Source organism: Pseudomonas algeriensis (assembly GCF_048847255.1).
Lineage (GTDB): Bacteria > Pseudomonadota > Gammaproteobacteria > Pseudomonadales > Pseudomonadaceae > Aquipseudomonas.
Map to the genome: position 1 here is coordinate 50,682 of NZ_JBKKRK010000011.1, position 14,212 is coordinate 64,893.

6 protein-coding genes are annotated in these 14,212 nt (G+C 60.8%); 3 read left to right on the forward strand and 3 right to left on the reverse strand.

The genetic code is table 11. From position 1 onward, the window contains the following. Positions 1-10: 10 nt before the first annotated feature. From ACLK1G_RS17385 to ACLK1G_RS17395, 3 genes are all read left to right on the forward strand, one after another. Complete coding sequence (locus tag ACLK1G_RS17385) at positions 11-1,747, forward strand: IlvD/Edd family dehydratase (protein WP_420766546.1); 1,737 nt, start codon at positions 11-13, stop codon at positions 1,745-1,747. 260 nt (positions 1,748-2,007) lie between these two features. Further along, positions 2,008-2,733: a FadR/GntR family transcriptional regulator gene (locus ACLK1G_RS17390; protein ID WP_420766547.1), complete on the forward strand. Its 726-nt coding sequence runs from the start codon at positions 2,008-2,010 to the stop codon at positions 2,731-2,733. A gap of 113 nt (positions 2,734-2,846) precedes the next feature. Beyond that, positions 2,847-7,571 carry a dermonecrotic toxin domain-containing protein gene (locus tag ACLK1G_RS17395; protein WP_420766548.1) on the forward strand — a complete coding sequence of 1,575 codons (4,725 nt, stop codon included), beginning with the start codon at positions 2,847-2,849 and terminating at the stop codon, positions 7,569-7,571. Between the two features lie 150 nt (positions 7,572-7,721). Here the strand turns inward: ACLK1G_RS17395 and ACLK1G_RS17400 are convergent, their stop codons facing one another. The 3 genes from ACLK1G_RS17400 to pepN form a co-directional block, all read right to left on the reverse strand. Then, positions 7,722-10,097, reverse strand: coding sequence for an efflux RND transporter permease subunit (locus ACLK1G_RS17400; RefSeq protein WP_420766549.1), 2,376 nt, complete (start codon positions 10,095-10,097; stop codon positions 7,722-7,724). A 43-nt stretch (positions 10,098-10,140) separates the two neighbouring features. Next, positions 10,141-11,193: a WD40/YVTN/BNR-like repeat-containing protein gene (locus ACLK1G_RS17405; RefSeq protein ID WP_420766550.1), complete on the reverse strand. Its 1,053-nt coding sequence runs from the start codon at positions 11,191-11,193 to the stop codon at positions 10,141-10,143. A gap of 359 nt (positions 11,194-11,552) precedes the next feature. After that, a complete protein-coding gene (pepN, locus tag ACLK1G_RS17410) occupies positions 11,553-14,210 on the reverse strand; it encodes an aminopeptidase N (protein WP_420766551.1) in 2,658 nt (885 codons plus the stop codon). Between the last annotated feature and the right edge of the window lie 2 nt (positions 14,211-14,212).

Genomic DNA, 14,212 nt, shown 5'->3' on the forward strand with positions numbered 1-14,212 from the left:
AGAATCGATCATGTCTGATAAGAAACCCTCCCTGCGCTCGGCCCAATGGTTTGGCACTGCCGACAAGAACGGCTTCATGTACCGCAGCTGGATGAAAAATCAGGGCATCGCCGACCATCAGTTCCACGGCAAGCCGATCATCGGCATCTGCAACACCTGGTCGGAGCTGACGCCGTGCAATGCGCACTTCCGCCAGATCGCCGAGCACGTCAAACGCGGCGTGATCGAGGCTGGGGGTTTCCCGGTGGAATTCCCGGTGTTCTCCAACGGCGAATCGAACCTGCGCCCGACCGCCATGCTGACCCGCAACCTGGCGAGCATGGACGTGGAAGAGGCGATTCGCGGCAACCCGATCGATGGCGTGGTGCTGCTCACCGGTTGCGACAAGACCACCCCGGCCTTGCTGATGGGCGCCGCCAGTTGCGACGTGCCGGCCATCGTCGTCACCGGTGGCCCGATGCTCAACGGCAAGCACAAGGGCCAGGACATCGGATCAGGCACGGTGGTTTGGCAGTTGAGCGAGCAGGTCAAGGCCGGCACCATCACCATTGACGACTTCCTCGCCGCCGAGGGCGGCATGTCCCGCTCTGCCGGCACCTGCAACACCATGGGCACGGCCTCGACCATGGCGTGCATGGCTGAAGCCCTCGGCACTTCCCTGCCCCACAACGCGGCGATTCCGGCCGTGGACGCCCGTCGTTATGTGCTGGCCCACATGTCCGGCATGCGCGCGGTGGAAATGGTCCGTGAAGACCTGAGATTGTCGAAGATCCTGACCAAGGAAGCCTTCGAAAACGCCATCCGCGTCAACGCCGCCATCGGCGGTTCGACCAACGCGGTCATTCACCTCAAGGCCATCGCCGGACGCATCGGCGTGCAACTGGACCTGGACGACTGGACCCGCATCGGTCGTGGCATGCCGACCATCGTCGACCTGCAGCCATCCGGGCGCTTCCTGATGGAAGAGTTCTACTATGCCGGCGGCCTGCCCGCCGTGCTGCGTCGCCTGGGTGAAGCCAACTTGATCCCTCACCCGAACGCGCTGACAGTCAACGGCAAGAGCCTCGGTGAAAACACCAAGGACGCGCCGATCTACGGCCAGGACGAAGTCATCCGCACCCTCGACAACCCGATCCGCGCCGACGGCGGTATCTGCGTGCTGCGCGGCAACCTGGCGCCATTGGGCGCAGTGCTCAAGCCATCCGCCGCCACGGCGCAACTGATGCAACATCGTGGTCGCGCGGTGGTGTTCGAGAACTTCGACGAGTACAAGGCACGGATCAACGACCCCGAGCTCGATGTGGACGCCGACTCGATCCTGGTGATGAAGAACTGCGGGCCGAAGGGTTATCCGGGCATGGCCGAAGTCGGCAACATGGGCTTGCCGGCCAAGCTGTTGGCCCAAGGCGTGACGGACATGGTGCGTATTTCGGACGCGCGCATGAGCGGCACCGCCTACGGCACCGTAGTGCTGCACGTGGCGCCGGAAGCCGCAGCCGGTGGGCCTTTGGCCGCCGTGAAGGAAGGCGACTGGATCGAGCTCGATTGCGCCAGCGGCCGCCTGCACCTGGACATCCCCGACGCCGAACTCGCCGCGCGCCTGGCCGACCTCGCGCCACCGCAACAACTATTGGTGGGCGGCTACCGCCAGTTGTACATTGACCATGTGCTGCAAGCGGACCAGGGTTGCGACTTCGACTTCCTGGTGGGCTGTCGCGGCGCCGAGGTGCCCCGCCACTCTCACTGACCCGAGATGCGCTACTGTGCAGGAGCTGTGTAGAGCTGTTGTAGGAGCTGCCGAGTGCAACGAGGCTGCGATCTTTCCCCAGCCACTTGAATCTCAAGCGAAAGATCAAAAGATCGCAGGCTTCGCCAGCTCCTACAGGGTCCAGCAGAAGCATTCTCTGGCCACAAGGCCACCAGGCCCAAGGGGTTTGGCCTGATGAATATCCGCCGCGCCTGCTATCATGCGCAACACTCCCCTCGCACAGGATCGCGCCGCGTCCCATGGATTACCGTAAACCCTCCGACCGCAAAAGCATGCATGCGCGCATCGTCCAGGAACTGGGCATGCAGATTGTCTCCGGGCGCTTCAAACCGGACGATAAACTGCCCGCCGAAGCCTTGTTGTGCGAAGAGTATGCAGTCAGCCGCCCGGTGCTGCGCGAAGCCACCCGGGTACTGGTCGCCAAAGGCCTGGTGTATTCGCGCCCGCGGGTGGGCACGGTGGTCAAGGCCCGTCGGGAATGGCACATGCTCGACCCGGACGTGCTGCACTGGTTGATGCAAAGCAGCCCGCAGAATGAATTCTTCGGCCTGCTCACCAGCGTGCGCAGCATCATCGAACCCGCCGCCGCCGCCCTCGCCGCCCAGTTCGCCACCTATGAAGACATCGCCGCCATCAGCGAAGCCTACCAGCGCATGGAAGCGGCCCCGACGCCCGAAGCGTTGCTGCAACCGGACCTGGACTTTCACAGCCGCATCGCCGACGCCACCCACAACGACCTGCTCGCCAATCTATGCAACATGTTGTCCGTGGCCATCGCCGAAGCGCTCAAGCACTCCAACCAGCGGCCCAACCTGCATGAACTGGCGATGCCGCGACACAAGGCGATCCTCACCGCCATCGAGAACCGCGACGCCCTCGGCGCGCGCCACGCGACGCTGGTGCAACTGGACGATGCCCGCAGCGCCCTGAACGTGGTGCTGGGCAGCGATCCCGACCAAGCCTGACACAACCCGCCCCAAGCGGGTGGTATCTATATACCGCACACAGAGGACGGGAATCCCGACACTTGACCCTCGTCGTCATTCCGACGGCCATGCGTTCGAGAAAAGGAATTCCCATGACCTCGCTATCCCCAACCGACAGCGTTACTGCGCTTGAAGAAAACAGCAGCCAACCCTTCGCCGACCGCCCGACCTTCGAGCAGGTCGTACAGCACATGCTTGAGCAGGCACTCAAGGAAAAATACCCCGAACTGACCATTGACCTCTCCAAGACCCGTCTCGCGGTCCCGGATGCAGCCGCCAAAGGCTGGAACTTCCAGCCCTTCATGCCGTTGGTGCTCGATTACCTGGCCCTCGGCACGCCCATCGATTTCAGTCCCCAGGGCGCGCTTGACTGCTATCTTTCCGACTCGCCCCCCAGCCGCCTATGGTCGGGCAATAGAAGGCTGGACATAACGGTTGTCGAAAAATGCTTGCTTGAATTGCCCTGGATCGTACCGATCGGGTTGGAAGATGCGCTGACCCGTTATTGGAATGGCGACATCAGCACGACCGCCCTGAGCGAAACCACGCTGCGCATCAGCCGCTGGCGAGGCCTCAGCGACACCCTCAGAAACGGCTTGCATATTCGCCGACTGCAACAACCCGGCTTGAGTGTACCGGCACGCCAAGCCCTGGACCAGATCGCCCGGTGGCCGGAGCGCGCCCAGCGTTTCCAGGCCAACGCCTCGCCTGTCTATGCCTATGGCCTGAAAAGCACTGTCACCCGTGGCTCCACCACTATCGAGCTGCCAGGCACCGATATCCTGCTGGTTCATTACACCGAATATGGCCTTACTCTCCTGCTGTGCAGTCCGGGTGGCACCGTACAGCCCTTCGAATCGATGGACGCGGTCAATCGCTACCGAGGTGAACAGATCGCCAAGCGCTACGTGGTCGACACGGTCACTTGCCAACGCTACGAGCTCGCCGGTGATGCCTTCGAAGCCCAGGCCGCCATGATACTGGGGCAGCAATTGGTTGATCTGCGGGCCATGCAATTGCCTGCCCGAATCGGCCTGGCAGATCTCAAGGCGCTGTACAGCGAATTGAGCGACCCGAGCCGCTACCTTCGCGATCTCCCAGGTCTAACGCCACAAGCATCGGCACGGCTGGACGCGCTACGGCCCGATTGGTTGAAAAAAGCATCGCCGACCGATGAGGCCCACTTCAGGCGCGCCACCCTGGCGCTGGCCAGCGCCACGAAAAATGCATCAGCGCAAACCGATATCACCGACATCAACGCTTATACCGTCGACGCGCTGCTCACGGAGATGGAGAAAATCAACGACAGCAGCCCGAACAAGGTTTCCACCAGCCAGTTCCACCCCGACGACATCGAGTTGATATTCACCGTTTCCGCGGGGTTCCCCGGTACCGTTGGCATCAGCGAAAAAAGAACCATGAGCCTGACGCAACTGGCCATCGCCAATCTTGTCGGCCGCCCAAGCGGGCACCTGAAAATCAGTCATCGCAAGGGCTTCGTACTGCCTGCCTGGCTGACCCAAGAGCTCATCACAGAAAAAAACGGATTGATCGAACGGGTCGACATCGGTGCGACCTATCCTCAATACCTGCGCAAAGAACTGTTGGGCGACTCCCCCCAGGCCCGGAAACATCAGCAAGTATTCGCCGAACAGCTCTCGGCGCAGTTGCCGCTTCAGGCGCTGCAGCAAATGCTGAACCACGAACATGGCCTGTCCCGCCAAGGGCTGCAGCTCATCGAAGCCCTGCTGCAACCCGACGCCGAAGACCGCCAGGTTGAGGGTCGCCCCGTCGTCATCCGGCACCTGGCCTTCCTGCGTAAACCCCAGGCCCAGCCCGATATCGTGGGCAACATGTTCATTGTCGAGGCGAAAGACGCTAAAACCGGGCCGCACCTGTTATATCGCCCATTGTGCAAGCCTTCGCTGGTGGAGTTTGCAACGCAGCAGGCGCTGCTCCAGGCCATCGCCACGGCCGGTGACGTGCAGAAAAGCGTCCTGACCTGGATGTCTGATGCCGCCCGGCCGGTGTATGCCAACGGTGGGTTCAAGGAACCGCATATTGTGCGCTTCCTCCAGGGCGACGAATTTACCGCGCCTGAAAAACCCGCCCCTGCGACGCTAGCCATCGACGGCGTTAACGAAGAATTGCTGCAATACCTGAAAAACGGCAAGTTGCTGCAGTACCTGTATGGCTGCAACGCACAGGCTCTGGTCACCCAGGCCGACCGCAACTCCGTCTCCAACAGCGAGAGCCGCTGGGCGATGTTGCTCGAAGGCGGCGGTCTGCTGTTCAACACGCTGCTGTTTCCCTTGCTGCGCGGTCCGGCCATGGCCATTGCCTGGCTATGGAACCTGATGGCCAGTGCCAGCCATGACCTCCCGGCCCTGGCCAGCGAAGACCCGGCAACACGGGAAAGCGCTTTCGTCGACTTTTTGGTCAACCTGGCCCTGCTGACAAGCCACGTGTTCTCAGGCCCTGCTCCGTCTCGTGCACCCATCGCCGAATCCCTCAAGGAGCAGGCGATGCGCCCCCCAGCCCCACGCGTCATTGCCGAGCAATGGCCCGCGCCGGCGAAGCCGGACATCCTGGAGGGGGCTGTCACCCTGCCAGACGCGCACGCCGATACCCTGAGCCAGATCCTGGACCTGAGTTTCACCAGCGCCCACCATCGCCTGACACCGGAACAACGCACTCAATTGCGAAACATGACAGTGCCGCGCCCCATGACGCTTCCCGAGCCCTTCTCTGTGGGCGCTTTCAACGGGCTGTATGTGATCGACAGCAAATGGCACGCCCTGGTAGACGAAACACTGTTTCGAGTCATACCGGAAATACAAGGCGACAAGCTCGTCGTCAGGGTCGTTGATCCACTTGACCCGCTCATCCCAGGCCCGCAGTTGCAATCGGACGGTCAGGGCAACTGGTCCATGGACCTGGACTTGCGCCTGAGAGGGGGAATGCCGCCCAAGCGCATCGCAGAGCAGCGGCGGCTCAAGGACCAGAGAAGGACGCAACTGAACGATGACTTGGCCGGCTTCTTGTTCCGACAACCCGAACAATATGCGGCGTTGAGAGTTGCTGAACAGGTACTGAAGAAAGTCGAAGAGGGAAGCACCTACACTGAAGCGCAGCGCGCTCCTAAACGTCAAACTTTCTACACACTGATAGAGCAGCAGATCGACATTCGCCGCAAACTGCTCGATAGCATGCCCGAACGCGACGAGCTGAACATAAGCTTGCCCGCTGACCGCGTCCGTGAACTGTTGGGGGACGTGGCCAGCTACGCCGGCATCGCCTCTGAAGCAACCCATACCGAACACCAAGCGCTCCAAGTCGAAAACTCGCGCTTTTTACCCCCTGCGCCCGAGGTATTACGTAACCACACGGAAAGCTATTTGGACTACCTTAAAAAAACACTCGACATCAACAGTCGGCGAATCCGTTGGCTGGAGCTCAACGAAGAACACCTGGAGAAACTATTCAATCAGGGCTCCGCAGGCGTCAAGGTGTATGAAAAACTGACAAAAAATCGCCCCTTGGATGCAATAAACTCAATGACTGCGAAATCCTTGCAGATGAGTACGCTCAATCTATTGTCATTGAAAAATCCCGGCAGCAGCCTGTCCGTGTACATGTACCGGGTTTTCGAGCCGCTTGGAAAACAAGTACGCACGCACTCCGATCTCCACCTGTATGAGCTGACCCCATCGGAGGAGCTGCTGGTTTTGGAAAGCCTGAGCGAGCAGTACGCCAGGACCCTGGACCATTTGCAGGGCATGAGGACTCTCTATCCCGACGATATAAACCAACCCTACTTCAACCAACTGACCGAGTTGATGGAAAGTCTGTACCAGGACGCCTCCAGCAAACTGGCCACTGAAGTCAAGCCCGAGCCGGAACCGGAACGCGTCAAGCAGCCACCGAAACGTCCCAACGCGGCCGAGGGACGCCCGCGGAAAAAAGTGATCAAGACCCGCAACAATGGGGTTTTGATCGGCGACTTCAAGCCGGCCGGCACCAGCCTGCCGATAGATGTCGTCGAGCTGCGCTCGGATATCAATGATGAGGTCGTCGCCACCTATTCGCTCCACGATGATGTGTGGGACCCGGTCGATGTGCGTAAACCGGAGCCTGCCGCTGCACCAGTACCCGCTCCAGCACCTAAAACGCGGCGTGTCGAAACGATAAGCCGCGATGCACGCAAATTGCTCGGTCAACTGAATCAGCGGTTGCGCCGCGCCGAAGATTACAAAACGCGCTGCCGTTATCCTCAGGAAATCGAGGAGATCCTGAACAATGAGGCGAGCAGATTCCGCGCCCTGTCCGACGAACTCGACAAAGCCATCGCAAGCTCACAAACGCCACGGACCCCGGAAGATGGGGCGCTGCGCACCCAATTGACGGATGCGATTACCCGGCTGACCAACAGGGGCAGCACCCTGCGCACCGAGCTGAGCCTGAGTTTGCCGCCCACCGATGGCAACCTGCGCTATCTGTTCGAAAAAGACCTGATCCAGGTTGCACGACTCGGCGGACGCGAGGCCTTGGCAGGCGCCCGCAAGGACTTTCTCCAGGAATACGCCGTCAACGACCGTGATGGTTTCCCGCTCTGGTATGCGCATTTTCATTATGAAGCGGTGGACACGCCGAAAGCCCACTACAGCGTTGCACACCTCAAGACCAACGCGCAGCGTCGAGAGCACTATTACTCGTTGCTCGCCAAGGCCAGCAATCCCTACGCGGTGATCGATGTGCACCGTGGCCAGATCGGCAGATCGCTGGCGCAAAGCAGGTTTCTACCGTTGGCGCCGTGATCGAGGTACATGAAAGCCTGTGGGAGCGAGCTTGCTCGCGATGGCGGATGGACATTCAACGCCTTAATTGACTGTCACACCGCTATCGCGAGCAAGCTCGCTCCCACATCAGTTCACCACCTGGGGCTGTGCTGAAGGTTCTGCCATCGGTCAATGGGCAAACAGCGAATTGCCCTTCTGCCCCGCCAGTTTTTCCGGCTTGATCAGAAAGCGCGCCAAGGCCGGCAGCAGCCACAACGCGCCGAACATGTTCCACAGCAGCATGAACGTCAGCATCAAGCCCATGTCAGCCTGGAACTTGATGGCCGAGAAGATCCACGTGCACACCCCGATCGCCAGGCACAGCCCGGTGAACAGCACCGCTTTGCCGGTGGACTTCAGCGTCTGGTAATACGCTTCCTGCAACGGCAGGCCGGCCCGCAGGAAACTCTCCAGGCGGCTGTAGATGTAAATGCCGTAGTCCACGCCGATCCCTACACCCAAGGCCACCACCGGCAGGGTCGCGACCTTCACGCCAATCCCCATGAAGGCCATCAACGCGTTGCCCAACACCGACGTCAGCACCAGCGGCAGGACGATGCACAGCGTCGCCGCCCAGGAGCGGAAGGTGATCATGCACATCGTCGCGACGCAGATATAAACCAGGATGAGGATGATCAGCTCCGATTCCTTGATCACTTCGTTGGTGGCGGCCTCGATGCCGGCGTTACCGGCGGCCAGGATGAATTCCAGGCCATCGCGGTTGTTCTCCTTGGCGAAGTCCTGCACCGCCTTCACCGCGCGGTCCAGGGTCTCGGCCTTGTGGTCGTTGAGGAACACCAGCACCGGCGCCAGGGAACAGCTGTTGTTGTACAGGCCATCGGCCCGGGCAATGGAGCTGTTGAGCACATCGGGGTTACGGGACAGGGTTTCCCATTTCAGGTTGCCCTCGTTCATGCCCTTGATCATTTGCTTGGACACGGTCACCAGGGAAATCGCCGATTGCACGCCCTCGGTGTTCTGCATCTTCCACATCAGCTCGTCGATCGGCGCCATGGCTTCATAGCGCGAGCAGCCTTCGGCCTTGGTCTTGACCATCACCACCAGCACATCGGAACTGGTGGAATAGTTACTGATGATGAAATTGTTGTCTTGGTTGTAGCGCGAATCCGGTCGCAGCTCGGGTGCGCCCTGGTCCAGGTCGCCGATCTTCAGGTTCTGGCTGTACCAGAGGCCGCCGCCGAAAGCGAGTACCGCCAAGGCAATCGACACCGGCGCGACCTTGGCACTGGCGAACTTCGACAGCAGGCGCCAGAACGGATGCTCGCGGGTCGCGTCTTTCTTGCTGCGCTCGACGGCCCGCTTGCTGATGCCTACATAGGAAATCGCCACCGGCAACAGGATCAGGTTGGTGAACACGATCACCGCCACACCGATGGAGGCGCCGATGGCCAGTTCGCGAATCACGCCGATGTCGATGATCAACAAGGTAATGAAGCCGACGGCATCGGCCAGGATCGCGATCATCCCCGGCAGGAACAACTGGCGGAAGGTACGCCGGGCAGCCGTCAGCGCGTTGTCCGCTTCGCTGGACTGCAAGGCGATGCCGTTGATTTTCTGTACGCCATGGGAAATGCCGATGGCAAAGATCAGGAACGGCACCAGCATCGAGTAGGGGTCAAGGCCAAAGCCCGCCGCGTGCATCAGCCCCAACTGCCAGACCACCGCCACCAATGTGGTGCTCAACACCGCCACGGTGCTGCGCATGCAGTTCGTGAACCAGTACAGGAGGATCAACGTAATCACGAAGGCCACGCCAAAGAACATCACCACCATGACCAGGCCGTCGATCAGGTCGCCGACCTTCTTGGCGAAACCGACGATATGGATCTGCACATTGGGGTTCTGGGCTTCGAACTTGTTGCGGATCTTGTCTTCAAGCTCATGGGAAAACTTGCGGTAGTCCAGGGCGAGCAACTTGCCTTGGTCTTGCGGGTCCGGGTAGGACTCCAGCAGCGGGATATCGATGATGCTCGATTTGAAATCGTTCGCCACCAGGCGTCCGACCTGGCCGGACTTGAGCACGTTGTTGCGCAACAAGTCGAGGCTGTCCGCCGAGCCATCGTAGCTCTGGGGAATCACCTCACCGCCGGCGAAGCCCTCCTCCGTCACTTCGGTCCAACGCACGCTGGGGCTCCACAACGACTTGAGCCCGGAACGGTCGACACCGGAGATGTAGAACACCTCGTCATGGATCTGGCGCAGGGTCTCCATGTAGTCCTTGGAGAAAATATCGCCGTTGGTGGCTTCCACGGAAATGCGCACCGTGTTGCCCAGGTTCGCCAGGTCGTTGCGGTGCTCAAGCATCTTCTCGATAAAAGGATGCTCGAGGGGAATCATTTTTTCGAAACTGGTGGAGGGCCGGATCAGCGTCGCCTGCCAGAAAAGGAAGATGCTGACCAGCAGGCAAATGACAATCACTGCCGGGCGGTTGTTGAAAATCAGGCGTTCGAGAAACGTCGCCTTGTCTTGGTGATGACTGCTCATGGGGTCCGCCTTGTTGTTATTGTGCCCGTCTGACAGGTCCGGCTCATTTGCTCAATTCGGCGCCAGTGGACGTGGTGGCGCGAACACCGCCCTGTCCCGCCAAGATCAGGTTACCGTTGCCCGCCGACGTGACGGCCGCCACGGAAATTCGATCCGGACGGTTGAACACGCTGAACGTCACGCCATCGTCGGTGCTGCGGATCACGCTGCCACCGTTGCCGACGATGACGATCGAGCCGTCCGGCAACAGCGTTGCACCCGACAAGCCGAACTCCAGCGCGCCACGGGCGGCCTTGAGCTCGACCTGCTCCCAGGTCGTGCCAAAATCGGTGGAACGATAAAGATTGCCGCGAAGGCCGTAGGCCAACAGGGTCGAAGGCTGGGCTGTGCCAACGACGCCAAACAGCGAGCCTTCATAAGGGCCTTGGATTTTTTCCCAGGTCTGCCCCCAATCGGAGGAACGGAACATGCTGCCGGCCTCGCCGACGATGAACAGCCCTGTATCTTTCACGGCGGTAACAGCATTGAGGTGGTATTGATCTTCATTGTCGAGGCGATCGCTGGCGTCTTCCCAGTGCTTGCCGCCATCGTTGGTCTCGTACAGCGCACCGTAGGCACCCACGGCGAACCCATGGCTGGGGTCCTGGAACCAGACGTCCAGCAAGGGCGCCTCGCGAGGCAGGTCTTCGAATTGCTTGGTCCAGGTGGTGCCGCCGTCGACGCTGGCGAGGATCTGCGCGTCGTGTCCTACGGCCCAGCCATGCTTGTCATCCACGAAGAACACCGCAGTGAGCAGCTGGCGGGTCGGAACCTTGGCCTGGGTCCAGGATTTACCCTGATCATCGGAATAGACGATGTGGCCACGGTCACCGACCGCCACCAGTCGCTGGCCGGCCTGGACCACATCAAGCATCAGGGTCTTGCTGGCCTTGGCCGACTCGACGGAATAGATGACATCGGATGTCGATGCGGCCACCGCCAGCACGGGTGCCGACAAGACGGCGGAGCCCAGCAGTGAGAGCGCCGAGGCCAGCAACGCCACACGGCGCAGCATCGGCGGCCGGCAGCGGCCCACAGCCATGACAGGCTCATTCATAGACCTTTCCCCCATTATTATTGTTATGGCTTGGTACGTTGCCAGGCTTGGAGCATAGCCCTGAAACCTGCAATCTAGAGCCACTCGCAAGCGGAACCTATCCTATCGGGCTTTCGAAAGGTCTGACAATCGACGCCACGTTATCTTTTGTTAACCATGGGGATAACGGGAGGGGGTGAATCAGAAGATATTCGTGAGAATGATGACTGTGGCGAGGGGATTTATCCCCGTTGGGCTGCGCAGCAGCCCCAAAGCAGTGAACTCAGTTTTCCTGACACACCGAGTTGCATGGTTTGGGGGCTGCTTCGCAGCCCAGCGGGGATAAATCCCCTCGCCACAAAAGGCAGCGCGAAGCCTGGTCAAGCCAGGCTCTTGCTCACCACTTCAAACACATCGGCCGACAACCCGCCAGACGCCAGGATGCGCTCCAGCTCGGCCTTCATCAGTGCCTGGCGGGCACTGTCGTATTTGCGCCACCGGGTCAGCGGCGCCAGTTGCCGCGAGGCGATCTGCGGGTTGAAACCGTTGAGCTGGATGACCAGATCCGCCAGGAAGCGGTAGCCCGAACCGTCGGCGGCGTGGAAGTTGATCAGGTTCTGCCCGGCGAACGCGCCGATCAACGCCCGCACCTTGTTCGGATTCTTGATGTTGAACGCAGGGTGCTCCATCAGCGCCTTGACCCGCGCCAGGCCACCCGGCAACGGGCTGCCCGCCTGTACGCTGAACCATTGGTCCATGACCAGTGGGTTGCCCTTGAAGTTTTCCGCGAACACTTCCAGGGCGCGAGCCTTCTCGGTTTCGAACGGAGAGTTGACCAGCACCGCCAGCGCCGTGAGGCGCTCGGTCATGTTGTCGGCAGTGTCGAACTGATCGAGCGTCGCGCTCAACACTTGCGGTTTGTCGGTCAGCATCAGGTACGACAGCGCAATGTTCTGCAACGCGCGACGGGCGAAGTGTTCAGCCTCGGCCACGTAAGGCGTGCGCCGGGACAGGTCGCGATTGGCCTCATAGCGCAGCCATAAGGCTTCGAACAGGTCCTGCGCCAACTGCCGGCGGGCAAACTCGCGGGCGACGTGGATCGCCTCGACGTCGGCGATTTCGCTGATTTCGGTCAGGTAGGCTTCGCTTGGCAACGAGAGCATTTCCGCGACCATCGCCTGATCCAGCGATTCATCCGACAGCACGGTGCGCAATGCGCTGACCAGCCGTGGATCCAGCACCAGGCTCTCGCCCCGCTGGTGCTGGCCGATCAGTTCCTGCAACACCTGCACCGACAACTGCTGGCCGGCATCCCAGCGGTTGAAGCCATCGCTGTCGTGCTGCATCAGGAACATCAGTTGGTCGCGGTCGTATGGGAAGCTCAGTTTCACCGGTGCGGAGAAACCGCGCAGCAACGAAGGCAGAGGCTTCTCGGCGATATCGACGAAGGTGAAGGTCTGCTCGGCTTCGGTCACCGAGATCACCCGGGTCGTGCCGCTGGCCGCCGCTTCGCCGTTCAGGCGTAGGGGCATTTCACCGCCCTGGCTGTCCAACAGGCCCAACTCGACGGGAATCACGAACGGCAGCTTTTCCGCTTTGTCCGGGGTTGGCGGGCAGCTCTGGCGGAAGGTCAGGCTGTAGGTCTTGGCCGCTGCGTCGTAGGACTCGCTCACCACCAGCCGTGGGGTACCGGCCTGGCTATACCAGCGCTTGAACTGGCTCAGGTCGACACCGTTGGCATCTTCCATGGCCTTGATGAAATCGTCGCAGGTTACGGCCTGGCCGTCGTGACGCTCGAAATACAGGTCGCTGCCCTTGCGGAAGCCTTCGGCCCCCAGCAGGGTGTGGATCATGCCGACCACTTCCGAGCCCTTTTCGTACACGGTCAGGGTATAGAAGTTGGAGATCTCGATGAAGCTGTCCGGGCGCACCGGGTGGGCCATTGGCCCCGCGTCCTCGGCAAACTGGTGGGTACGCAGGTACGCCACGTCCTGGATACGCTTGACGGTGGCCGAGTTCATGTCCGCCGAGAAGCCGGCGTCGCGGAACACCGTGAAGCCTTCCTTGAGCGACAACTGGAACCAGTCGCGGCAGGTCACGCGGTTGCCCGACCAGTTATGGAAATATTCGTGGGCAACGATCGCCTCGACCCGCTGGTGCGCGGCGTCGGTGGCGGTTTCGGCACGGGCCAGCACGGCGCTGGAGTTGAAGATATTGAGGCCCTTGTTTTCCATGGCGCCCATGTTGAAGTCGTTGACCGCGACAATCATGAAAATGTCGAGGTCGTATTCGCGACCGTACACCTCTTCGTCCCAGCGCATCGACTTCTTCAGGCTGGTCATGGCGTGCTGGCATTTGTCGATGTTTTCTGGCTCGACGTAGATGCGCAGCGCCACGGTGCGGTCGGTCATGGTGGTGAACGTGTCTTCGACGCACCACAGGTCACCGGCCACCAGTGCAAACAGGTAGGCGGGTTTCTTGAACGGATCTTCCCAGGTCGCCCAGTGCCGACCGTCCTCGCCGGGGCCGCTGGCAATCGGGTTGCCGTTGGACAGCAGCACCGGATAGCTGTGCTGCTCGGCCACCACCGTGGTGGTGAACTTGCTCATCACATCAGGGCGGTCGAGGTAGTAAGTGATCTTACGGAACCCCTCGGCCTCGCACTGGGTGCAAAACATACTGCCGGATTTATAGAGGCCTTCCAGCGCTGTATTGGTTTCCGGATGGATCCGCACAGTGGTATCGACCGTGAACGTCTGGGCCTTGGGCTGCAAGGTCAGGTGGCTGTCATCGAGCTGGTAGTCGCCCTGCCCCAGGTCGGCGTCGTCGAGCTTGATCGACAGCAATTCCAACTGCTGGCCATCGAGCACCAGCGGCGGCAGTCCGGCACCGCGCTCGGGGTTGCGGCGCATCACCAGTTGCGCATGGACCAGGCTGTGGTCCTCGAACAACTCGAAGGTCAGGTGTGTTTCGTCGATCAGGTACTCGGGGGCCTGATAGTCCTTGAGGTAGATCATCTTCGGTTGTTCGGTGCGCATGG

Excerpts from the sequence above, each read along its gene's own strand:
- ACLK1G_RS17395 (WP_420766548.1), top strand. The coding sequence starts at position 2,847 with ATGACCTCGCTATCCCCAACCGACAGCGTTACTGCGCTTGAAGAAAAC.
- ACLK1G_RS17390 (WP_420766547.1), top strand. The coding sequence starts at position 2,008 with ATGGATTACCGTAAACCCTCCGACCGCAAAAGCATGCATGCGCGCATC.
- ACLK1G_RS17385 (WP_420766546.1), top strand. The coding sequence starts at position 11 with ATGTCTGATAAGAAACCCTCCCTGCGCTCGGCCCAATGGTTTGGCACT.
- ACLK1G_RS17405 (WP_420766550.1), bottom strand. The coding sequence starts at position 11,193 with ATGAATGAGCCTGTCATGGCTGTGGGCCGCTGCCGGCCGCCGATGCTG.
- ACLK1G_RS17400 (WP_420766549.1), bottom strand. The coding sequence starts at position 10,097 with ATGAGCAGTCATCACCAAGACAAGGCGACGTTTCTCGAACGCCTGATT.
- pepN (WP_420766551.1), bottom strand. The coding sequence starts at position 14,210 with ATGCGCACCGAACAACCGAAGATGATCTACCTCAAGGACTATCAGGCC.